Source organism: Nonomuraea sp. NPDC050394, from assembly GCF_044459065.1.
Taxonomy (GTDB): domain Bacteria; phylum Actinomycetota; class Actinomycetes; order Streptosporangiales; family Streptosporangiaceae; genus Nonomuraea.
Window position 1 is genome coordinate 306,830 of the sequence record NZ_JBITIO010000004.1, and the last position, 22,950, is coordinate 329,779.

The 22,950-nt window shown below is 72.5% G+C and carries 13 protein-coding genes and 1 pseudogene; 11 read left to right on the forward strand and 3 right to left on the reverse strand.

What is annotated here, in order from left to right; genetic code table 11:
- Window positions 1-75 precede the first annotated feature (75 nt).
- The 6 genes from ACIBKY_RS19010 (at window position 76) to ACIBKY_RS19035 (ending at window position 13,386) form a co-directional block, all read left to right on the forward strand.
- The gene (locus ACIBKY_RS19010) at window positions 76-3,225 is read left to right on the forward strand and encodes an FtsX-like permease family protein (RefSeq protein WP_397097959.1); all 3,150 of its coding nucleotides are present in this window, start codon (window positions 76-78) and stop codon (window positions 3,223-3,225) included.
- Window positions 3,222-5,789, forward strand: a complete 2,568-nt coding sequence (locus ACIBKY_RS19015; RefSeq protein ID WP_397097960.1) for an FtsX-like permease family protein — start codon at window positions 3,222-3,224, stop codon at window positions 5,787-5,789. The genes ACIBKY_RS19010 and ACIBKY_RS19015 overlap by 4 nt, the downstream gene beginning before the upstream one ends.
- Before the next feature lie 149 nt (window positions 5,790-5,938).
- The gene (locus tag ACIBKY_RS19020) at window positions 5,939-9,115 is read left to right on the forward strand and encodes an ABC transporter permease (RefSeq protein ID WP_397097961.1); all 3,177 of its coding nucleotides are present in this window, start codon (window positions 5,939-5,941) and stop codon (window positions 9,113-9,115) included.
- A complete protein-coding gene (locus ACIBKY_RS19025) occupies window positions 9,112-11,772 on the forward strand; it encodes a hypothetical protein (protein WP_397097962.1) in 2,661 nt (886 codons plus the stop codon). The genes ACIBKY_RS19020 and ACIBKY_RS19025 overlap by 4 nt, the downstream gene beginning before the upstream one ends.
- Window positions 11,773-11,774: 2 nt before the next feature.
- Window positions 11,775-12,695 carry an ABC transporter ATP-binding protein gene (locus tag ACIBKY_RS19030; RefSeq protein WP_397097963.1) on the forward strand — a complete coding sequence of 307 codons (921 nt, stop codon included), beginning with the start codon at window positions 11,775-11,777 and terminating at the stop codon, window positions 12,693-12,695.
- Window positions 12,688-13,386, forward strand: a complete 699-nt coding sequence (locus ACIBKY_RS19035) for an ABC transporter ATP-binding protein (RefSeq protein ID WP_397097964.1) — start codon at window positions 12,688-12,690, stop codon at window positions 13,384-13,386. Before ACIBKY_RS19030 ends, ACIBKY_RS19035 begins: the two co-directional genes overlap by 8 nt.
- On the opposite strand, the gene ACIBKY_RS19040 is transcribed toward ACIBKY_RS19035, so the two are convergent.
- Complete coding sequence (locus ACIBKY_RS19040) at window positions 13,340-14,521, reverse strand: MFS transporter (RefSeq protein WP_397097965.1); 1,182 nt, start codon at window positions 14,519-14,521, stop codon at window positions 13,340-13,342. The genes ACIBKY_RS19035 and ACIBKY_RS19040 overlap by 47 nt on opposite strands.
- Before the next feature lie 67 nt (window positions 14,522-14,588).
- Between ACIBKY_RS19040 and ACIBKY_RS19045 the strand changes: the two genes are divergently transcribed.
- The 5 genes and pseudogenes from ACIBKY_RS19045 (at window position 14,589) to holA (ending at window position 20,390) form a co-directional block, all read left to right on the forward strand.
- Window positions 14,589-15,074, forward strand: coding sequence for a MarR family winged helix-turn-helix transcriptional regulator (locus ACIBKY_RS19045; RefSeq protein WP_397097966.1), 486 nt, complete (start codon window positions 14,589-14,591; stop codon window positions 15,072-15,074).
- Between the two features lie 343 nt (window positions 15,075-15,417).
- The gene (locus tag ACIBKY_RS19050) at window positions 15,418-16,107 is read left to right on the forward strand and encodes a helix-hairpin-helix domain-containing protein (RefSeq protein WP_397097967.1); all 690 of its coding nucleotides are present in this window, start codon (window positions 15,418-15,420) and stop codon (window positions 16,105-16,107) included.
- A pseudogene (locus ACIBKY_RS19055) lies at window positions 16,076-17,161 on the forward strand (ComEC/Rec2 family competence protein); the annotation flags it as partial. The gene ACIBKY_RS19050 and the pseudogene ACIBKY_RS19055, both read left to right, overlap by 32 nt.
- 561 nt (window positions 17,162-17,722) lie before the next feature.
- Window positions 17,723-18,934, forward strand: a complete 1,212-nt coding sequence (locus tag ACIBKY_RS19060) for a ComEC/Rec2 family competence protein (protein ID WP_397098412.1) — start codon at window positions 17,723-17,725, stop codon at window positions 18,932-18,934.
- Window positions 18,935-19,406: 472 nt separating this feature from the next.
- On the forward strand, window positions 19,407-20,390 hold the full coding sequence (holA, locus tag ACIBKY_RS19065) for a DNA polymerase III subunit delta (RefSeq protein WP_379634148.1): 984 nt from the start codon (window positions 19,407-19,409) through the stop codon (window positions 20,388-20,390).
- Window positions 20,391-20,814: 424 nt separating this feature from the next.
- Here the strand turns inward: holA and ACIBKY_RS19070 are convergent, their stop codons facing one another.
- Entirely contained in the window at window positions 20,815-21,621 is an 807-nt protein-coding gene (locus ACIBKY_RS19070) for a DegV family protein (RefSeq protein ID WP_397097968.1), read from the reverse strand.
- A 13-nt stretch (window positions 21,622-21,634) separates the two neighbouring features.
- Entirely contained in the window at window positions 21,635-22,843 is a 1,209-nt protein-coding gene (gene hutI / locus ACIBKY_RS19075) for an imidazolonepropionase (RefSeq protein WP_184966660.1), read from the reverse strand.
- Between the last annotated feature and the right edge of the window lie 107 nt (window positions 22,844-22,950).

The window sequence follows — 22,950 nt, forward strand, 5'->3', positions numbered from 1 at the left end:
CATGGGAATCTCGGGTGGATCACCATTGAGCCCGCCGCCATTGCCCGCCCACATCGCGCCCCTGATGGTGGACCCATGCGGGGGCTGTTTGTCATCAGGCGGGCGTCGAGCGAGCCCCTGCTCCTGCTGGCCGCCTTCTTCTCCATCCTCCTGGCCACCACCACGCTGGTGGCCCTGACGATGTACGCCTCCACGATCACCGAGGCGGGCGTGCGCCGTACCATGGCCACCGCCGCGATTCCGGACAAGGCGGCGGTCCTGTCCGCCCCGGTGACGAAAGAGAACTTCCGCCAGATCGACACCATGGTGCGTGACCAGGTCAAGCGGGCCTACCAGGGCCTGCCCACGGCGGTCACGGCCACGGCCAGGTCGGCCACGTACGTGGCGCCGGGCCAGCTCGGCCGCAGGACGCCGGAGCTGTTCACCTTCGGCCTGTACGAGGATCTGGGCAGACACGCCAAGCTGGTCGCGGGGTCCTGGCCGCGGCAGGCGACCCTGGTGGAGGCGGCGGTCTCGCAGCCGGTCGCGACCGCGCTCGGGCTGGCTCCCGGCCGGACGTTCACCACCCGGGGACGGGTGGACAAGGCGCCGGCCACCGTCCGCGTCTCCGGGATCTTCCAGCTCGACGACCCGTTCGGGGAGCGGTGGTTCGCCGAGCCGCTGCTGGTGCGCGGGGCCGAGGTGGGCAACTACACCACGTACGGCCCGCTGGTGGTGGCACGCGAGACGTTCCTGGAGCGGTTCGCCGACCACGTCACCGTCACCTGGCTGGCGGTGCCGGACCTGCGGGGGCTCCGGCCCGACCGGCTCGCCGCGCTGGCGGCCGACGTCGCCGGGACGAAGGAACGCCTGGCTCGTGCGGGCTGCGTCAACTGCGGCGCCACCTCCCGCCTGCCCGACGTCATCGCCCAGCTCGACACCGCCGCGCTGGTGGCGCGGTCGACCATGCTCATCCCGGTGCTCCAGCTCGTCCTGCTGGCGGGCTACGCGCTGATGCTGACCGCTCGCCTGCTGGCCGATCACCGGCGCATGGAGGCGGCGCTGCTGCGGGCCCGGGGTGCGGGCGGCGTGCGGCTGGCGGTGCTCACGGGCGCGGAGGCGTCACTGGTGGCGGTCCCGTGCGCGGTGGCGGCGCCGTTCCTCGCACCCATGCTGCTCGAAGCGGCGGGCGCGGGGGCGTCGGGGGTTCGGGCCGGGCAGGGGGCTTTCGCGGTGGCGGCGCTCGTCGCGGGCGCCTGTGCGGTACTGCTGGCGCTGCCCGCCCTGGCCGGGGCCCGCCGTACCTATGTCGAGACGCAGACCGGCCGCGCCCGCGGAGGGCTGGTGCAGCGGGCCGGGGCCGACCTGGTGCTGGTGGCGGTGGCGGCGCTGGCGATCTGGCAGCTCCGGCACTACGGGGCGCCGGTGACGGCCACCGCGGCGGGCGGGCTGGGGGTCGATCCGCTGATCGTCTCCGGTCCGGCGCTGGCGTTGCTGACCGGAGGGCTGGTGAGCCTGCGGCTGGTGCCGCTGGTTTCCGGGGTCGCCGAACGGCTCGCCACCCGGCGGACGGGTCTGGCCCCCGCGCTGGGGGCGATGCAGGTGAGCAGGCGGCCACTGCGGTACGCGGGCCCGGCCCTGCTGCTGACCATGGCCGTGGCGATCGGCGGCCTGTCGCTGGCCACCGCGGCCACCTGGCGGGCCTCCCAGGACGACCAGGCCACCCACCAGACCGGTGCGGACCTGCGTATCTCCGACCCGCCCGAGAACCGCGAGCTCGGCGTCCTCGGCCGCGGCGGCGCGTTCGCCGCGCTGCCGGGCGTGAGCGCGATCAGCCCGGTCTACCGGGGCAGCGCCGACGTCGGCGGCGCGGACGTCACGATGCTCGGTGTGGACGCGGCCACGATCGGTGACATCCTGCGCCTGCGCGCCGACCTGTCCGCCGACCGGGTGCCGGACATGGCGAAACGGCTGCTCGCCGGACGTCCCGACCTCCCGGTGATCCCGTTGACGGGCGACCTGCTCCGGCTCGGCGTCCGGCTGGAAGCGGAGGAGCCGGTGCAGGTCAGGGTCAGCGTCGTGGACGGGCTCGGCGTCTGGCGAGAGCTCGTACTCGGACCGCTGGAGCCGGGCACGCGCACGCTGGAGATCGACCCACGCCCGCTCTACGGCCGCACGGGCACGGCGGGCACGCTCTCTCTGCGCGGACTCACCTTCGAGCTGCCGGTCCCGGCCCGCGCGGGCGCCACCAGGATCACCGTCACCGGCCTGAACGTCCCGACCGGCGCCGAGTGGGTCCACGCCATCCAGCGCCCCGGCCGCCTGCGCGACGAGAAGCTCGTCACGGTCCCCGGCGGCTTCACCGTGGAGGTGCCCGCGCCCCCACCCGCCGACGCCCCCACCGACCCCCAGCCCCTGGTCGTGACCCTCGGTCCCGGCGACCTGACGGCCTCGCCGAGCGATCGGCGCCACCCGCTGCCCGTCGTCGTGTCGCGGGACCTGGCCGCCATCATGAAGGCGCGCGTGGGCCAGGTCACCGCGGTGGCGATCGAGGGCCGCAACACCGCGGTGCGCGTGGCGGGCATCGTGGACGCGCTGCCTTCGACGGCCGCCGGGCGGCCCGCCGTACTCCTGGACCTGCCCACGGCGCAGGCCCGTGACCAGGCGTGGGCGCTGCCGCCGAAGCCCGTCACCGAGTGGTGGGCCGCGGCGCGCGGCGGCGACACCGCGCCCGCGGTGGAGCGGTTGCGTCGCACGCCCGCGTGGGGCGCGAGCGTGGTGGATCTGCCGTCGCAGGCGGCGAAGCTGCGTGACGACCCGCTGGCGGCGGGGCTGGAGGGGGCGCTGACGCTCGGGTTCGCGGCGGCGCTGGCGTTCGCGGTGCTCGGGTTCCTGGTGAGCGCGGCCGTGGCGGCGCGCGAGCGGGCCGGTGAGCTGGCGATCCTGCGGGCGCTGGGGATGAGCGGGCGGCAGATGTTCTGGTTGCTGGCGGTGGAGCAGGCGTTCGTGATCGGGCTGGCGATGGGGGCGGGGATCGGGCTGGCGGTCGTGGTGGGGTACCTGGTGGTGCCGCACATCGTGCTGACCGGGCAGGCGGCGGCCGTGGTGCCCGCCGTGACGCCGGTCTTCCCATGGGCGGCCACGCTGGCGATGGCGGCGGCGGTCTGCGTGGTGTTGTTCGGCGTGGTCGCGGGGCTGGCGGGGAGCCTGCGCCGCCGGGCGCCGCTGGTCAGGGAGGACCTGTGAACCCGCTGCGCCTGGCCAGGACGCACGCCGGGGCGCTGGCCGTGCTCGCCGCCCTGGTGGCCGCGGCGGCGCTGCTGGTGGCGGCGCTGCCGAAGACGATGGAGGCGGCCTACGACCGGGCGTTCGCGCACTCGGTGGGCTCCGCGTCCGCCGACTGGACCGACCTGACGGTCGAGTACTCCACCCAGGACGATCCGCCCGAGCACCGCACCGCCGCGGACTTCGCGCGCCGCGACGCGCGGCTGCGCGAGATCCTGCCGCCGGTCCTGCGCCGGTTGGTGGGCCCCGGCCATCAGCGGGCCTCCACGTTCAACCTGCCCGTGATGAAGGGGCCGGCGGCGGACGGCCCGCTGTTCGTGGACCCGACCTGGGTCTCCGGGGTCGAGCAGCGCATCCGCTACGTGGCCGGACGGCCTCCCGGCGCGTCGGACGGCAGGCGTTTCGAGCTCGCGATCGTCAGGTCGGCCGCCGAGGCGATGAACATCCGGGTCGGCACCCGGCTGCGGCTCGGCACCGTCGGCGTCATCGACGCGACCGTCACCGGCCTGTTCGACGTCGTGGACCCCGGCGACCGCTTCTGGGACCACAACCGGGCCGTGCGCGCGGTCAACCGCGTGCCGATCCCCGGCAGCGACATCTACGAACTGCACGTCAACGCGCTCATCTCACCGGAGAGCCTGCCGGTGCTCGGCGGCGGGGAGCGGCAGATCCACTACGCCTGGGTGATCCCTGTCGACACCGCCAAGGCCACCGCGCGGGAGGCGCCCGCGCTGCCCGCGGCGATCGCCGAGTACGAGCGGCTGGCCGGCGTCGAGGCCGCCGACCCGTGGAACCGCTTCGTCCTCATCACCCGGCTGCCGGAACTGCTCGGCAGGTTCCTGGGCGAGCTGGCCACCGCGCAGACCGTGATGACCGTGGTGCTGGGCGGGCTGCTGGCGGTCTCGCTGTGCGTGGTGCTGCTGGCCGTACAGCTGATGGTGGAGCGGACGGACCGGGCGCTGGCGCTCGCGCGGGCGCGCGGCGGGTCGCTGCGGCAGGTCGCGGGCGCGGGGACGGGCCTGGTGGCGCTGGGCGCGCTGCCCGCCGCGCTGGCCGGATACGGGCTGTCCTACGCCGTGCCCGGCCCGCTCACGCCGGTCGTGCACGCCGGTCCCGCGCTGATCGCCGCCGCCGTGGTGGCGGGTGCGGCGGCGCTGCTCGCGGTCCGGCACCGCGCGCCCCTGCACGAGCGCCGCGCCGACGTCGTGGCGGCCCGGCTGTCACCGGCGCGGATCACCGTGGAGGCCGCGGTGGTGGCGCTGGCGCTCGGCGGCGCGTTCCTGCTGCGCCTGCGCGGGCTGGCGGTCGGGGACCCGTTCCTGGTGCTGGTGCCGTTCGGGCTGACGGTGGCGGTCGCGGTGATCACCGTGCGCTGCTATCCCTTCCCCCTCCGCCTCCTGGTACGGCTGGCCGCACGCCGTCGCCGGGCGGTGCCGTTCCTGGGCCTGACGCTGGCGGCCAGGGCCCGCTCGTTCTCGGTGCTGCCGGTGCTGGTGCTGCTGCCCGCGCTGGCCGTGTCGGTCTTCTCCGCGGTGGTCGCCTCGGGCATCTCGTCCGCCCAGGAGCACGTGGCGTGGAACGAGGTCGGCGCCCACGCCCGCCTGCAGGCCTCCGGCGCGTTCTCACCGGAGGCGGTCGAGCGGGTGCGCCGGGTCCCGGGGGTGCGGCGGGTGGTGCCGGCGCAGATCGCGACCGTGCGGATCGCCGAGCGCCATCCCACGCTGGTGGCCATCGACCTGGAGGCCTACCGCGCGATCGTGGCGGGCACGCCGCTCAGGCCGCCGGGCCCGCTGCGCGACGGTCCGGGGATCCCCGCCCTGGTGCCGCCCGACCAGGTGGGCGCCGAGCTCACGATGACGTGGAACCAGCAGGTGAAGCTGCGGCCCCAGGGCTCGGTGACCGCCTTCCCCGGGCTGGGCGGCCTGCGGGAGTTCGTGGTGACGCCGCTGGACGTGCGGGCGCGGATGGGCCGCGAGGTGGAGATCACCACGTTGTTCGTCGAGGGCGACGGCGTGGCGGCGGCGGACCTGGCGCAAGCGGCCGGCGCGGGCGTGCGGGTGCGCACGTTCGGCGACGCCCTGCGGGCGATCGAGGACGAGCCGCTGACGGCGACGGTCCAGGTGGTCTTCCGCGTGGTGACGCTGGCGCTGGGCGGCTACGCGCTGGCGGCGGTGGTGCTGGCGCTGGTGGTGGGCGCGCGGGAGCGGGCGCGGGCGCTGTCGTTCCTGCGTACGCTCGGGCTGTCGGCGGGCCAGGCGCGGCGGCTGACGGTCCTGGAGGTCACGCCGATGATCCTGCTGACGGCGCTGGCCGGTCTGGGGCTGGGTCTCGGGCTGGAGCCCGCGCTGGGTCCGGCGATCGACCTGTCGGCGTACGCGGGCGGGGCCGCGGTGGCGGGGACCGAGGCGTGGTGGCCGCTGCTGCTGGCGGCGACGCTGGCCCTGGTGTCGATTTTGGGGGTTTACGTCCACATCTGGCTGGGCCGCCGAGCTGCCGTGGGCGCGATACTTCGCGTGAATGAGTAACAGCGTCCAGGTCCTGTGCGATTTGTGTCACAGTTTCGATATCACATGCGCATCGCCGCAGCGTATCGGGTGCGCATCCCTTGTGAAGATCACCTTGCTCTCGACTCCGCCGATCCTCAAAAGTTCACTAAACGGGTGAAGGGGGTCATATGCGGGGGCCGTTGATCGTCAAGCGGGCGTTCAGTGAGCCGCTCCTTCTCCTCGCCGCCCTCGGCTCCATCCTGCTGGCCACCACCACGCTCGTGGCGCTGACCATGTACGCCTCGTCCATCGCCGACGTCGGCGTCCGGCGCACCATGGAGACGGCCTCCTTCGGCAGCACCGCCGTCACGGTGACCGTGCCGGTCAAGGGCGAGACCTTCCCGAAGCTGGACCAGGTCATCCGCGAGCAGGTGGGCAAGCTCTTCACCGGGGTGCCGACGGCGATCGGCGCCAGCTTCCACTCCGACTCCTTCGCCATGCCAGGCCAGGAGCGCAAGGAACGCCCGGAACTGCTCAGGTTCGGCAGCTACGACGGCCTCGACCGGCACGCCAAGCTCGTCTCCGGCGCCTGGCCGCGCGACGGCGCGCAGCCGCTGGAGGCCGTCGTCTCGCTGCCCGCCGCCTCGGCCACCTCGTTCAAGGTCGGCCAAGTCATCACCACCCAGGGCCGCGTGGACAAGAAGACCCGCCAGGTGAAGATCGTCGGCGTCTTCCAGCTCGACGACCCCTTCGGCGACCGCTGGAGCGGCGAACCCCTGCTCAGCCGCGGCGTCGAGACCGGCTCCTACACCACCTACGGCCCGCTCATGGTCGGCCGCGACACCTTCCTCACCCACTTCGCCACCACCGTCAGCACCACCTGGACCGCGCTGCCCGACCTGCGGCAGGTCTCCCCCGAGCAACTGCGCCCGCTGGCCGACGGCGTCAGCGGCCTGCGCGAGCGGCTCCGCTCGAACGGCTGCTCCGAATGCACCGCCATCAGCCGGCTCAACGGCGTGCTCACCCAGCTCGACACCGCCGCCCTGGTCTCGCGCTCGACCATGCTCATCCCGGTGCTGCAACTGCTGCTCCTGGCCGCGTACGCGCTCATGCTCACCGCCCGCCTGCTGGCCGACCACCGGCGCATGGAGGTCGCGCTCCTGCGCTCGCGCGGCGCCGGGACCTGGCGCCTGGCCTCCCTGGCCGGCGGCGAGGCGCTGCTGGTGGCCGTTCCGTGCGCGGTCATCGCGCCGTTCCTCGGCCCGCCGCTGCTGGCCGCGGTCAACACGCTGCCGTGGATCCAGGCCTCGGGTGTACGGCTGGCCCCCGTCGCCGACCTCGGCACGTTCCTGGTCTCCACCTCGGTGGCGCTCGTGTCGGCGGTGCTCCTGGCGCTGCCCGCCCTCGCCGGCGCCCGCCGTACCTATGTGGAGGAACAGTCGGCACGCGGCCGAAGCGGCGCGCGCGGCCTGATCGAGCGCGCGGGCGCGGACCTGGCGCTGCTGGTCGTGGCCGGGCTGGCGATCTGGCAGCTGCAGCACTACGGCGCGCCGGTGACCTCGACCACCACCGGCGAGCTGGGCATCGACCCGCTGATCATCTCCGGCCCCGCGCTGGCGCTGCTCACCGGCGGCATGCTCGGCCTGCGCCTGGTCCCCCGCATCTCCAAGATCGCCGAACGGTTCACCACCAAGCGCGCCAGTCTCGCGCCCGCGCTGGGCGCCTGGCAGGTGGCCAGGCGGCCGCTGCGCTACTCGGGACCGGCGCTGCTGCTGACCATGGCGATCGCCATCGGCATCGTCTCGATGGCCACCGCCTCCACCTGGCGCGCCTCGCAGAGCGACCAGGCCCGCCACCAGGCCGGCGCGGACCTGCGGCTGACCGGGCCACCGGACGGCGGCGAACTCGGCACCCTCGGCAGGGGCACCGCCTTCAGCACGCTGCCCGGCGTACGGGCCGCCGCCCCCGCCTACCGGGGACGCGCCGACGTCGACAACGCCTTCGTCAGCCTGATCGCCATCGACGCCGCCAAGCTCGGCCAGGTCTTCCAGCTGCGCTCCGACCTGTCCGCCCAGACGGTCGCCGAGCTCGGCGCCGGGCTGACCGCCGGCCGGCCCAAGACCGCGCCGGTGACGCTGCCCGGCACCCCGCGCACGCTCACCGTGGACGTCCAGGCGCCCTTCGGAGCCGTCCCCCTGCAGGTCGTGCTCTCCGACGCGCTCGGCGTACGCCACGCGCTGCCGGTCGAGGCGGTCGCCAAGACCGTACGGCAGGCCACCCTCGACCTCACCGCCCTGACCGGGCGCGGCGGGAAGGTCAGCTACCCGCTGGCCGTCGAGGGCTTCATCTCCGGGGTCAGCGAGACCGACCGCGAGGCCCGCGTGCTCGCGCTGCGCGCCGACGGCCAGGAGGTGAGCGTGCCCGGCGGCCTGCGCTGGGCGGGCGCGGACCCGGCCAGCCGGGAAGGGCTGTTCACCATCGAGTCCGGCCGCGAGGGCGCGGTCGTGATGCCGGCGCCGCCGGGCGTGGACGCGGACAAGATGCTGCTGCCTCCGCGCGCGGCCGGCGCCACGGTCAACGCGCCGCTGCCCGTCGTGCTCACCGCGGACCTGGCCGCCGCGCTCAAGCTGACCGTGGGCCAGGTCGCGCCGATCACCTTCGAGCGGCAGGTCATCGAGGTCAAGCTGACCGGCGTCGTGGAGCGCATGCCCACGACCACGCCGGAGCAGCCGGCCGTACTCGTGGATCTGAAGACCTTGCAGGACCGCACGCTCAGCGCGGGCGAGCTCCCGCTGCCGGCGACCGAATGGTGGCTGAACACCGGCGGCTCGTCCACCGCCGCGTACGAGAAGATCAGGACCAACCCCGTCTGGAACGTCACCGCGCTCGACCAGCGGCGCCTGGCGACGGAGCTGCGTAACGACCCGCTGGGCAGCGGCCTGCAGGGGGCGCTGATCCTCGGATTCCTGGCGGCGCTGGTCTTCGCGGCGCTCGGCTTCCTGGTCAACGCGGCGGTGGCGGCGCGTGAGCGGATGTCGGAGTTCACCATCCTGCGCGCGCTCGGCGTGAGCTTCCGTCAGGTGTTCGGGCTGCTGGCCATCGAGCAGACGTTCGTCATCGGGCTGTCGCTGGCGGCCGGGACCGGGCTGGCGGTCGCCGTCGGATACCTGGTCGTCCCGCACATCGTGCTCACCGGCCAGGCCGCGGCGGTCACGCCGGACGTGCGGCTCGACATCCCGTGGCCGGCCACGGCGGCCATGCTCGTGGTGGTGGCCGTGGTGTTGTTCGCCATCGTCGCCGGGCTGGCCCGCAGCATGCGGCGGCAGGGTCTCGGTCAAGTGCTGCGCATCGGGGAGGACCAATGAAGACCCTGCGGCTGGCTCGGGTGCATCCCGGCGCCCTCGCCATGCTCGCCGTCCTCACCCTGAGCGCCTGCCTGCTCATCGCGGGCATGCCGCGGATGATGCAGGGGGCCTTCAACCAGGCGATGGCGCAGGATCTCGACGCCGCCCCCGCGCAGCAGGCCGACCTGACCGCGCTCGCCACCTCCCACGGGATCCGGCAGGACATCGACTCCGTCGAGCAGTTCGAGCGCTGGGACGTGGAGCTGCGCAAACTGGTCCCGGCCGGGCTGCGGACGGTCGTGCGCCCTCCCGGGGCGGGCACCTCGCACATGAGCGCCAAGACCTCGCGCACCCCGGTGCACAACAGCGGCGGCATGAGCTACATCAACCTGGCCTGGCTGTCCGACGCCGACCGGCACGTGCGGTGGACCGAGGGACGGGCGCCCGGCAAGCCCTCGACCATGCGCTTCAAGAACACCGACATTCCCCTGTTCGAGGTCGGCGTCGTCGCCGACGCGGCCAAGAAGATGGGGCTCACGATCGGCGCCCGGCAGATCATCGGCGAGAGCGACTACGCCGCGATCAAGGTCGTCGGCATCTTCACGGCGGTCAACCCGGGCGACCGCTGGTGGAGTCACAACGGCGACGCGCTCAACGTCAACGAGGTGCAGCCGCCGGGCAAACTGGACCTCGAGAAGTCCATCACCGCGCTCATCCCCGCCGCGGCGCTGACCGTGCTGAGCGGCGAGACCCGCCAGCTCGACTACCGCTGGGTCCTGTCCGTCGACACCGCCGCCCTCGGCAGGCTCGACCCCGTCGCGGTGCAGGCCGCCATCAGGGAGTACGACAAGGCGCTCGCGCTCAACGCCAAGGGCGACTTCGCCCACCGCCTCGACACCCAGCTCGCCAACCTCATCGCCGCCTTCCTCACCAAGCTGGCCACCGCCCAGACGATCATGTACCTGGCGCTGGGCGGCCTGCTCATGGTCGCGCTCGGCGTCATCGTGCTCGGCGTTCAGCTCGTGCTCGACCGCATCGACCAGGCGCTCGGCCTGATGCGGGCGCGCGGCGGCGCGCTGCGCCAGATCATCGCGACCGCGGGCGGGCTCACCGCCGCCGCCCTGCTGCCGGCCGTCCTCGCCGGGTACGGCCTGGCCTACCTCGTACCGGGACCCGCCGTCGCGCTCGTACACGTCGGCCCCGCGCTGCTGCTGCTCACCGGCATCGGCTACGCCTGTGCCCGAGCCGCCCTGGAGCACCGCGCGCCGCTGAACGAGCGGCGCGGCGACGTGGCCACCGCCAAGCCGTCGGCCAAGCGGATCACACTGGAAGTCCTGGTCATCGGGCTCGCCCTGGTCGGCGCGTACCTGATCCGCACCCGCGGGCTCACCACCGACGTGGCCACGCAGGGACAGGACCCGTTCCTGCTGTTCGTCCCGATCGCGCTGACGCTGGCCGCCGCGCTGATCACCCTGCGCTGCTACCCCTATCCCCTGCGCCTCATCGTACGGCTGGCGGCACGGGCCCGGCCCGCCGTACCTTTCCTCGGCCTGACCAGGGCGGCCCGCGCCCGCTCCTTCAGCGTGCTGCCGGTCCTGATCCTGCTGCCCGCGCTGGCCGTGTCGGTGTTCGCCTCGCTGATCTCCAGCGGCATCGTCCGCACCCAGGAGGTCGCCGTGTGGCAGAAGGCCGGCGCCCCGATCCGCGTCGAGTACTCCGGCATCTTCACCGACGAGGCCATCGCCCAGATCGGCAGGACACCCGGCGTCGGCCAGGTCGTCCCCGCGCAACTGGGGAAGGTACAGATCGGGTTCACCGCCGAACGGGCCGACATCCTCGCCGTCGACCTGGCCGCGTGGAGCGAACTCATCGCCGGCACTCCGATCACCCTGCCCGCCCAGCCCGGCGGAGACGGCATCCCCGCGCTCGTCTCGCCCGCCATGAAGGGCCGCGGCACCATCGACATCGGCTGGCAGAACCGGATGAAGGTCCGCGAGGCCGGCGTCATCGAGAAAGTGCCCGGGTTCTTCAGCCAGGGCCGCTTCCTCGTCGTGCCGCTGGACGCCAACCGGCGGGCCGGCACCCGCGTCAACGTCAACACCCTGCTCATCAGCGGCAGCGCCGACCCGGCCCAGGTGCGGGCGGAGGCCGTCAAGGCGGTCTCGGCCGCGATCAAGGGCGGCGACAGCGCCAAGCTGATCACCGTGGCCGGCGCCGCCGAGGCCCGCGCGGCCATCACCGGTGACGCGCTGACCGGCACCGTTCTGGCCATCTTGCGGATCGTGACCGTGGCGCTCGCGGCGTACGCGCTGGTCGCGGTCGTGGTGACCCTCCTGATCAGCGCGGCGGAGCGGGCCGCGGCCCTGTCGTTCCTGCGTACGCTGGGGTTGTCGGCACGCCAGGCACAGGGGCTGACCGTCCTGGAGATCTCCCCGATGATCGTGCTGACCTCGCTGGCCGGGCTCGCGCTCGGCCTCGTCCTGCCCGCCGCGCTCGGCCCCGGCGTCGATCTGTCGGCCTACACCGGCGACCTCGACGTCCAGAGCTACGACCTCGACCTGCTGACCCCCACGCTCCTGGCCGCCGGGCTGACCGGCGTCGCCGTACTGGGCGCCTACGCGCACACCGCCATCAGCCGTCGCCGCAGCCTCGGCTCCATACTCCGAGTGGGTGAGTGAACGTGAACCCGACCCTGTCCGAGCTGGAAGCACAGGCGAGCCAGGAGAAGGCCGCCTTCGGCGGTGACGCGCACATCGTCTGTGACAACCTCGTCCGCATCTACAAGACCGAGGGTGTGGAGGTCGTCGCCCTGCAGGGCCTGGACCTGCTCGTGCAGAAGGGCGAACTGGTCGCCATCGTCGGCGCCTCCGGCTCCGGCAAGTCGACTCTGCTGAACGTCCTGTCCGGCCTCGACGTCCCCACGGCGGGCCTGGCCAAGGTGGCCGGCACCGACCTGCTGTCCATGGCCGCCAAGGACCGGCTGCGCTACCGGCGCGAGGTCGTCGGCTTCATCTGGCAGCAGACGGCGCGCAACCTGCTGCCGTACCTGACCGCCCGGGAGAACGTCGAGCTGCCCATGAAGCTGGCCGGAAAGGCGCGCAAGGGCCGGTCCGCCGAGCTGCTGACGCTGCTCGGGGTCGACTACTGCGCCGACCGCCGGCCGTCCGAGATGTCCGGCGGCGAGCAGCAGCGCGTCGCCATCGCCGTGGCGCTGGCCAACTCCCCGCAGCTCATCCTCGCCGACGAGCCCACCGGCGAGCTCGACAGCGACACCTCCGAGGAGGTCTTCCACGCGCTGCGCAAGGCCAACCGCGAGCTCGGCGTCACCGTCGTCATCGTCACCCACGACCCGCTCGTCTCCGAGCAGGTGGACCGCACGATCGGCATCCGCGACGGCCGCACCTCCAGCGAGACGCTGCGCCGCGAGGGCGCCGAGGGTCAGATCGTCGCCGAGGAGTACGCCGTCCTCGACCGTGTCGGCCGCCTCCAGTTGCCCCGCGACTTCATGAACGCCCTGGAGCTGGAGCGGCGCGTACGGCTCGAACTCGAGTCCGACCACATCGGCGTATGGCCCGCGCGAGAGGAGAACAACGGTGAGTGAGCCCCTGGTCGTCGTCGACGGGCTGCGCAAGGTCTACCGGACGGGCCCCAAGGAGGTCGTGGCGCTGCGCGAGGTGTCCTTCCAGGCCTTCCCGGGCGAGCTGATCGCCATCCGCGGCCGGTCGGGCTCCGGCAAGACCACGCTCCTGAACCAGATCGGCGGCCTGGACCGTCCCGACGCCGGCCGGGTCGTCGTGGCGGGCGAGGAGGTCACCGCGATGAGCGAGGACGCCCTGCTGGCGCTGCGGCGCGACACCGTCGGCTTCGTCTTCCAGTCCTTCGGCCTCATCCCGGTGCTGTCGGCCGCCGAGAACGTCGGCGTGCCCATGCGCCTGGCGCGCACGCCCGTGGACGAGCGCGAGAAGCGGGTACGCATGCTGCTGGCCCTCGTCGGCCTCGAACAACACGTCAACCAGCGACCCTACGAACTGTCCGGCGGCCAGCGCCAGCGCGTCGCGATCGCGCGCTCGCTGGCCAACCGGCCGAGGCTGCTCATCGCCGACGAGCCGACCGGCCAGCTCGACTCCCAGACCGGCCGCCAGATCATGCAGCTCATCCGGGCGCTGGTACGCAGCGAGGGCGTGACGGCGCTGGTCGCCACCCACGACCCGAGCCTGATCACGCTGGCCGACCGGGTGCTGGAGATCAGCGACGGTGTGGTTCGGGAAGCGGCGCTGCTGCAGGAGTCCTGACCAGAGCGGCGAGGTTGGCCGCCATCACCAGCACCCCCGCCACCAGCAGCAGCCCCGTGCCGCCGGTCAATCCCGCCAGCGGCACCGCCACGGCCAGCCCGAACGGCCGCGACGCGAACGAGATCAGCTGGTCGAACGACCGCACCCGCCCCAGCGCCGCCTGCGGGATCTCCCCGGCCACCACCGTCTCCCACAGCGGGCTCAGCAGGCCCAGCCCGAACATCGCCACCAGATAGGCCCCCGCCAGCACCCAGACCGGGGCGGCGAACGCCAGCGCGGCCATCGGCAGCACGTACAGGGCCGCGCTCACCTGGACCACCACCAGCGGGCGGCGGATGGGCAGCCTGGGGGCGGCGAACACGCCGGCGACCAGGCCGACGGTGCCGCACTGCACGATCAGCACCCATCCGGCCTCACCGGCCAGGCCCGTGACGGCCAGCGGGCCCAGGGTCAGGAACAGTCCCGCGGCGAAGTGCCAGACGCCGTGGCCGAGCACGCTGGTCAGGAACCAGGGGCGCCGCCTGACCTCCTGCCAGCCCTCGCGCAGGTCGGCGCCGAAGGTGCGGCGATGGGCGGGGTGGGGCGGGCTCGCCGTACGGACTGAGCCGAGGGTGAGGGCCGAGCACGCGAACAGCAGCCCGGTCAGCAGCGCCGCCCAGCCGGGGCCCGCCACGAGCACCACCCCGCCCGCGAGCGCGGGCGCCGCCACCGCCGACAGGCTCGTCGCCACTCCTATGCGCGCGTTGACCCGCAGCCGGTCCCGCTCGGGCACGACCGCGGCCACCAGCCGGGGTACGGCCGGCATCCCGAACGCGATCGCCACCCCCGCCGCGGCCGAGAGTATGGCCAGATCGAGGATCCGGTTCACGCCGAGCAGCAACTCGGCACCGATGCCGACCTGCGTGAGACACCGGGCCAGATCCGCGGCCAGCGCCACCCGCTCCGGCCTCATGCGGTCGGCGAGCACCCCGCCGATCGGCAGGAACAGCAGCAGCGGGACGAGTTCGGCGGCCAGCACCAGCCCGAGGTCGGCGCCGGAGCCGGTGGTGCGCAGGACGGCGAGGGTGAGGGTGGTGGGGATCAAAGCGGTGGCGAGGGCGGACAGCGCGCGCCCGGCCAGCAGGCGGTTCGTCATGGATTCGGATGGTATTTCGCTGACGAATGTTTCGTCAACAAAATACTTAGTGGCGTATGATCCGATCGTGGAAGACTCCGTCGACCGTCACCTGGCCCGCTGGCGCGGCAAGGCTCCCTACGACGAGCTCGTCGAGGGAGTGGTGACCCGGATGCAGATGCTGGTCAAACACCTCCACCAGACGAAGGCGGCGGCGCTGGCCGAGGTGGGCATGCAGGACTTCGAGTTCGAGACGCTGCACCGGCTGGCGGCGCATTCGGGGAGCGCCACGCCTTCTGTGCTGGCGGCGGAGCTGCTGCTTTCACCGGCGGGGATGACGGGCCGGCTCGACACGCTCGAACGGTCGGGGCTTATCCGGAGGGTGCGGAGCACTGGTGACCGGCGGCGGGTGGATGTCGAGCTGACCGAGCGGGGGCGCGAGTTGTGGACCGAGGCGATGGAGATTCGGGCGGAGGTGGAGTCGGGGATGATCTCGGCGCTTCCGCTTGAGGATCGGGTGACGCTGGACGCCCTGCTGAAACAGCTCCTCCACACCGTCGAATCCCCCCGCTAACCCCCACCCCACCCGCCCTTCACGCCCACCCGCGTTCACCCCCACCCGCCTTCACCCCCACCCGCCTTCACCCCCACCCGCCTTCACCTCCGCCCGCCTTCACCTCCGCCCGCCCTCCACGCCCAGCCCGCACCTGCCTCCACCCCCATCCGCGTTCACCCCCACCCGCCCTTCACCCACGCGGCCCACGCTCACCCGCGCGCCTGGCCACACCGGCCCTTCACCACCCGGCCCGCGCCTACCCCCACCAGCCCCATGGGCCGCGTTGTCCACAGCCCCGCCTTATCCCCAGAACCCCGTTCGCCCCATCCCCCTCACCCCGCCCCGCCGTACCGTCACTGCCGTGCGCTCCCCCGATCCCACCAGCGAGCAAGCCATCGCCGAGGCGAGGCTGCGATCGATCACCCATCCCGGGACAGGCGAGCGCACCCCCAACCTTCCACCCACCTTCCAGGCATTCCGCGCAGCAGTAGCCGCCCAAGCCCCCACCCGCACAGGCGTACGCGTCCTCATAGCCATAGGTGTCCTGGCAGCAGCGGTAGCCGCGTTCACCTTCTGGCGCTCGGCCCCCGCCCCCGCCCCGCTCCCACCACCTCCGGCAGCGACCACCCCACGCCCGACCGCCTCGGTGACCATCCACGTCACCGGCAAAGTACGGACCCCAGGCGTCTACCGCCTCCCCACCGGCTCCCGCGTCACCGACGCCCTGACCGCCGCCGGGGGCCTGCGAAGAGGCACCGACCCAAGCCCCCTGAACCTGGCCCGCCGCCTGATAGACGGCGAACAGATAGCCGTAGGCACCCCCGAGGCAGCAGCGGCTCTGGCCTCTGACCCCACGGCGTCGATCGTCGACCTCAACACCGCCACCCCCATCCAACTGGAGCAGTTACCGGGCGTAGGCGAGGTCCTGGCCTCCCGCATAGCCGAGTTCCGCGACACACACGGCGGCTTCACCAGCATCGACCAGCTCAAGGAGGTGACAGGCATAGGCCCGCGCAAGTATGAAGAGCTCAGAGACCGAGTCCGCGTATAGCCCGACCGTCTTCCCCGCCCTGGCCACCTGGGCCACCGCCCTGATCCTCCTGGGCGCTCCGGCAGAGGTCGGCTTCATTTGCGCGGCAGCAGCCGCGCTGGCCACCGCCACGCTCTACGCCACACCCCCCTGGCGAGGAACCGCAGTGGCCGTAGCCGCCTGCACCGCGGCGTCAGCCGCCACCGTGGCCTTCCACACCCACGCGGTATCCACCGGCCCCATCCCAGACCTAGCCAGAAAAGGCATAACCGCAACAGCCGAGGTAGTCCTCACCAACGACCCCCGAACCCGAAAGAACCCCCGCTTCCCCGGCGAAAGCGTCGTGGCAGAAGCCCGCCTAGAACTTCTCCAAACCCCCACAACCCACCTAACCCTGAGCACCCCGGTAACCCTCTTCGCCACCGGCCCACACTGGCGAACCCTCCTCCCCAGCCAACGCCTGAGGATCACCGCCAAACTCGCCCCCGCCGACCCGGCCGACCTAACAGCCGCCCTCCTGCTGGTACAAGGGGTTCCTCGGCAACTGGGCACCCCCTCAACAATCCAAACCGCAGCCGGAGCCCTGCGCTCCGGCCTGAGAGCAGCCGCCGACCCCTTCCCCGAAGACCAACGCGGCCTGCTCCCCGCCCTGGTAGTGGGCGACACCTCCCGCATGGACCCCCAGGTAACCGCCGACTTCAAAGAAGCGGGCCTCACCCACCTGACCGCCGTATCCGGCGCCAACCTCGCCATCATCGCCGGCGCGGCCCTGGCCCTGTCCCGCCTGACAGGCCTCCCCCTACCCGTGAGAGCGATCCTGGCCGCAACCGCCATGGTCGCCTTCGCAGTAGTGGCCCGACCCTCCCCCAGCGTCCTCCGCGCCCTGGCAATGGGCCTGGCAGCCGCACTGGCCCTGGCCACGGGCCGCCCCCGCCACGGCATGGCCGCCCTGTCGATCTCCGTCCTCTTCCTGATCCTCTTCTCCCCAGACCTGGCCCGCTCCTACGGCTTCGCCCTCTCCGTAACCGCCACCGCCGGCATCCTCCTCCTGGCCCCCAAATGGCGCGACCACCTAACCCAGCCCCCACCCCATCACCCACCAACCCCACCAACCCCCGCCCCGGCCCATCCGTCCCCTACCCCCACCCCAAGCCCGGTCCGCCGCTCTCCTACCGTCGCCCCAGTGCGACCCTCGTCTGCCCTCCCCCAACACGCCACCCGAGGAAGCACACCCACAGGCCCCGGCGGCAAAGGCCACTCACAAGCAGACAACTCCACGCACCAAGCACGCGCGCACCCGACCACCACAGGACCCGTCGCCGCGCACCCCACCATCACAGAGCTCACCACCCCACGTCCCAACACCACGGCGCCCGTTGCCGCGCACCTCACCATCACAGAGCCCACGACCCCACGTCCCAACACCACGGCGCCCGTTGCCGCGCACCCCACCATCACAGAGCCCACCGCCACAGAGCCGATCGGCACCTCACGACCCCTCACCGCACGTCCAGCCGCGTCCCTCGCCCTCACCACGGAGGCCCCCCAGACCCGCAGCACACACGAGCGACACCACCCACGACCAAGATCTTCCGTGGCCCAGGCGGCAACAAGCCTCCTCAGGCCGCGGCGGGCAATGCCCAGGTGGCTGGCGGAGGCGATCGCGGTACCGGCCGCCGCGCAGTTCGCCGTGACACCCGTGCTGGTCCTGATGTCCGGCCAGGTCACCCCGGTCGCGGTGATCGCCAATCTCCTGGCCGGCCCCGCAGTGGCCCCGGCGACGCTCCTGGGTTTCGCCGCATCCGTCGTGGCCCCGATCAGCGTCGAGGCGGCACAGATCCTGCTGATCCCGGCCGGATACGCCGTGGGCTGGATCATCACCGTCGCACAGTGGGCGGCGGGCCTGCCGTTCGCCACCATCCCCTGGCCAGGCGGCCTGCTCGGCCTGGCACTCCTGGCTATGGCAGTGGCGGTCGCCGTACCCCTGCTCCGTCACCCGCGATGCCGAGCCGTCACCCTGGCCGTGCTGGCGGGCATCCTGGTCGCCGCCATAGTCCTCCCACCCGCCCTGTCCCCGTGGCCCCCGCGCCGATGGCTCATGGTGATGTGCGACGTGGGTCAGGGCGACGGCATGGCCATCGCCGCAGGCCCAGGCAGAGCAGTGGTCGTGGACACCGGCCCCGACCCAACCCCCATGGACCGCTGCCTACGCGACCTGGGCATCCGCGAGATCCCGCTGATCATCCTGACTCACCCGCATGCCGACCACACCGGCGGCCTGACCGGAGTCCTGAAGAACCGCCGCATAGGCGCCGCCCTACTGACCAACCACTCCGCCACCCCCGCCCCCATCACCCGAACCTTCGCAACCCACCACATCCCCCAATGGACAGCCACGCCCGGCACCCAATGGACCTTCGGCCCCTCCGAACTCACCGTCCTGGCCCCGCCCGCGACACCCTCAACCGCACACATCGGAACCCAAGGCAGCGAGATCAACAACACCAGCGTCGTACTCCGCGTCCGCTGGCACGCGGGCTCCATCCTCCTGAGCGGCGACATAGAAACCGAAGCCCAGGCCGACCTCCTGCGAACCGCCTCCCCCGCCGCCGACATCCTGAAGGTCCCCCACCACGGCTCCGCCCGCCAGGACCCCGCCTTCATCTCCGCGGTCGGCGCCCGAGCAGCCCTGATCAGCGTCGGCTCCGACAACACCTACGGCCACCCCGCACCGGCGACACTGGCCCTCCTCCACCGCTCCGGCACCCGCGTCTACCGAACCGACCAGTCCGGCGACCTAGCCATAACCGACCACAACGCCACTCTCGCCATCACCTCCCGCAACTAACCCCACCGCCCGTCCCCCACTCCGTCCAGCCCGCATACCCCCCGCCCGTGCCCCATGACCACCCATGCTCTTCCCTGATCTGCAACCACGTTCGTACGCGCATGTGGCAACCCATACTCCCTTTTGATCCGCAACCGAGCCCGTGCGTCGCATGTGGCCACCCATGCTCTCCCTTGATCCGCAACCACGCCGTGCGCGCATGTGGCCGCCTCTGCTCCCTTGATCCGCAACCACGCCCGTGCGCGCATGTGGCCGCGTGGGCCTTCACGGCTCGGAACCGCGTACCGCGTGCGGGCCGAAACCCCACGTCGCGCGGTGGGACATCACTCGGCTCGGCCGGGACATCGCTCGCGGCCCCAGGCGGTTCGGGTGCCGTGCGCGGTGTCCTCGGGCTTGGCTGTGGGTGGGGGTGGGGTGGCGCGTCGATCTGGTGGGTGGTGGATTGAGTTACGGGTTGTCGTTGGGACGTGGCATGCTGCTCGACATGGCCGCAACCGATCCACCACTCGTAACCCTGGTCGTAGGCGACGAGGAGCTGCTGGCTGAGCGGGCCGTTGGCGAGGTTGTCGCCATCGCGCGTGCTGCCGATGCCGGGGCGGAGGTGCACGATCTGGTCGGGTCCAAGGTGGCGCAGGGAGAGCTGACGCAGCTGGCCTCACCGTCCTTGTTCGGGGACCGGTCGGTGGTGGTGATCCGGTCGGCGCAGGATCTGGGCAAGGATGTGATCGCCGAGGTTCTGGCCTATGCGGGGCGGCCTTCCGATGACACGGTGCTGGTGCTGATGCATCCGGGCGGGGTCAAGGGGAAGGCACTGGTCGACGGGCTGAAGAAGGCTCGGGTGAACGTTGTCACCGTCAGCAAGCTCACCAAGCCCGCCGAACGGCTCGACTTCATCAAGACCGAGGTGAAACGGGCGAAGCGCGCCATCGCCGGTGACGCGGCGCAGGCACTCCTTGAGGCCGTGGGCAACGATCTTCGTGAACTGGCTGCCGCGTGTAGTCAGCTGGCGTTCGACACGCAGGAGAAGACCATCACCCTGGCGGCGGTCGCGCGCTATCACAAGGGGCGGGCTGAGGTCACCGGGTTCAACGTGGCGGACTCGGCCGTGGAGGGGCGGCTGGGGGACGCGCTGGAGCAGTTGCGCTGGGCTCTGGGCACGGGCGTGGCGCCGGTGCTGCTGGTCAGCGCGATGGCGGGCGGCCTGCGGTCGCTGGCCAAGGTGGGCGGGGCGCCCCGCAACCTTCGCGGCGGTCAGCTGGCCGGCCACCTGGGGATGCCGCCGTGGAAGGTCGATCGGGTACGCCGCCAGCTCAACGGCTGGGGGCCGGAGGGGTTGTCACGGGCGCTCCAGGCGGTTGCGGTGGCCGACGAGCAGGTCAAGGGCGGCGGCGCCGACCCGGGCTACGCGCTCGAACGCGCCGTCCAGACCATCGTGGCCAACCGCACGGGGCGCTGACACCCCCGGAAACCGCCGGTCGTGCAGGGTTCAGACGCCCAAGGACCCCACAAGGGCACCTGGGCAGACGAGCCACTGGTCAAGGACGCGGGGACAGACGAGTAACTGGCCAAAGCACTTGGACGACAGACCGGGGTTGTAGGCACGGCCAGCGGGACGACAGACGAGGTTGCAGGCCAGGGCGGCGAGACGACAGACCATCGCAGGCAAGGCAGCGGGACGGCAGAGAACCAAGCGCAGGCCGGATCGCCGCTGACGGGTAGACGCGCGTCCCCCAAGGGCACCGCGCAGACGAGCCGTCGGGCGAGGCGCGGAACAGCCGGGTTACTGGCCAAGGCAGCGGGACGGCAGACCGGGCGCAGGCGAAGGCGCCGGGACGGCGGACAGGTCGGCGGACGGGTCGTCGGGGCCTGGGGTCTGGAAGTTAGGCGGGGGTCAGGGTGATGCCGAGCATGCCGGGGCCTACGTGGGCACCCACGACGGCGCCTACCTCCACCAAGGTGAGTTCGCGCAGTCCCGGCAGGCGTTTGCGGAGGCGGTCGGCCAGGGCGTGGGCTCGGTCGGGGGCGGACAGGTGCTGGACTGCCAGGTCCACCGGTGACGAGGAGGCGGCCTCCACGGCCAGATCTTCCATGCGGGCCACCGCCCGGGTAGCCGTGCGGACCTTTTCCAGGGGCTGGATGGTGCCGTCCTTGATGTGGAGCAGGGGTTTGATCATGAGGGCCGAGCCGAACAGGGTGGCGGCGGCGCTGACCCGGCCGCTGCGGTGGAGTTGGTCGAGGGTGTCGACGTAGAAGAACGTGCGGGTGGCGGCGGCGCTGGTGCGGGCGGCTTCGGCCACCGTGGCGAGCGGGGCGCCCTGGGCGGCGGCGCGGGCGGCGGCCAGGACCGGGTATCCGAGGCCCATGGCGAGTGACCGGCTGTCCACGACCTCGACCGGTAACCCGGCGGACGAGGCGGCCAGTTCGGCGGCGCCGACGGTTCCGGACAGTTCGGCGGACAGGTGGATGGAGACGATCGCGGTATGGCCGGCCGCCGCGAGCGTGCGGTAGCAGGCGGCGAACCGTGAAGGGGACGGCTGCGAGGTCGTGACCGTGGCGAGGTCGCCGGTGAAGCCGGGTTCGTCGTGGGCTGTTCCACCCACGAGCACCGAAAGGGGGACGATCGTAACGCCTTCGACGGCGGGCAGGTAGGCGGTGGAGTCCGTGACAACGGCGACCGAAGGCGGCATACCCCGAGATTAGCTACTGAACGGGGGTGCCACCCCGCCAGACGCGGCGCGGCTTGAGTCCGAAGGACCAGGCGAAGGCGCCCTCGTGGTCGGCGTCCCACTGGACGATGTCGGCCAGGCGGCCGGGAGCGAGCACACCGCGGTCGGGCGCGCCCAGGACGGTGGCGCCACCGAGCGTCGCGGCGCGCAGGGCGTCGTTGACGCTCATGCCGAAGGCGGCGACGGCCATCGCGATGACCTGGGACATCGAGGTGATGCCGCAGTAGCCGGGGTTGTGGTCGCTGCCGAGGGCGACGATCACGCCGTGCTTGATCATCTTGCGCACCGGCGGAAGGTTGCCACGCTGGAGCGCGGTGGCCGGGCAGACGACGGCGGGCACGCCGTACCGGGAGAGGATGGCGAGGTCCTCGTCGGAGGTGTGGTGGAGTCCGTCGGCGGAGGCGCAGCCGAGTTCGGCGGCCAACTGGACGGCGCCGCGGCGGCTGAACAGGCCGGCGTGGATGCGCGGCAGCAGGCCGACGTTGCGGCCGGAGGCGAGGACCCAGCGGGATTCCTCGGTGGTGAAGTGGCCTTCGTCGCAGTAGACGTCGACACTGTCGGCTCCGGCGGCGGCCGCGTCGGCACACCAGGCGCCCACGGCCTCGACGTATTCGCGCTGGCGGCCGAAGTACTCGGGCGGAACGACGTGGGCCGCGAGGAAGGTGACGTGCACCCGCGGCATCATCGGCTCCTTCTCCAGCTCGCGCAGGAGCCGCACGTCGGCGAGTTCGCCGTCGCGCGTGAGGTGGTAGCCGGTCTTGGCCTCGACGGTGGTCGTGCCGCTGAGCAGCCAGGAGCGAAGACGCTCGCGCACGCCGTTGCAGAGGGTCCACGGGTCGGTGCCGCGGGTCACGGTGACGGTGGAGCCCACGCCGCCGCCCGCGGCGGTGATCGCCGAGGAGGTGGAGCCGCCGGTGCGGATGGCCAGTTCGGCGTAGCGGTTGCCGGCGTAGACGGGGTGGGTGTGCGCGTCGATGAGGCCGGGAGTGACGAGGGCGCCGCCGAGGTTCTCCACGTGGTCGACGTCGACGATGTCGTCGACGACGCCGGGCACGCTCTGCGGCAGGTCCGGCGCGCGGCCGACCCAGGCGATGCGGTCGTTGTGCACGAGGATGGCCGCGTTGCTCAGGACCTCGTTGCCGGTCCAGAGGCGGCCGATGTTGGTCAGCAGGCGAACGGTCACCGCATCACCGCCACGCACGGACGCGAAACAGAGCGCACGGCTCCCGCCGCGCCCACTGAGTCCAGTCCGGGTCCGGACGACATGGGGTCTCCTGCTCTCATCCGCCA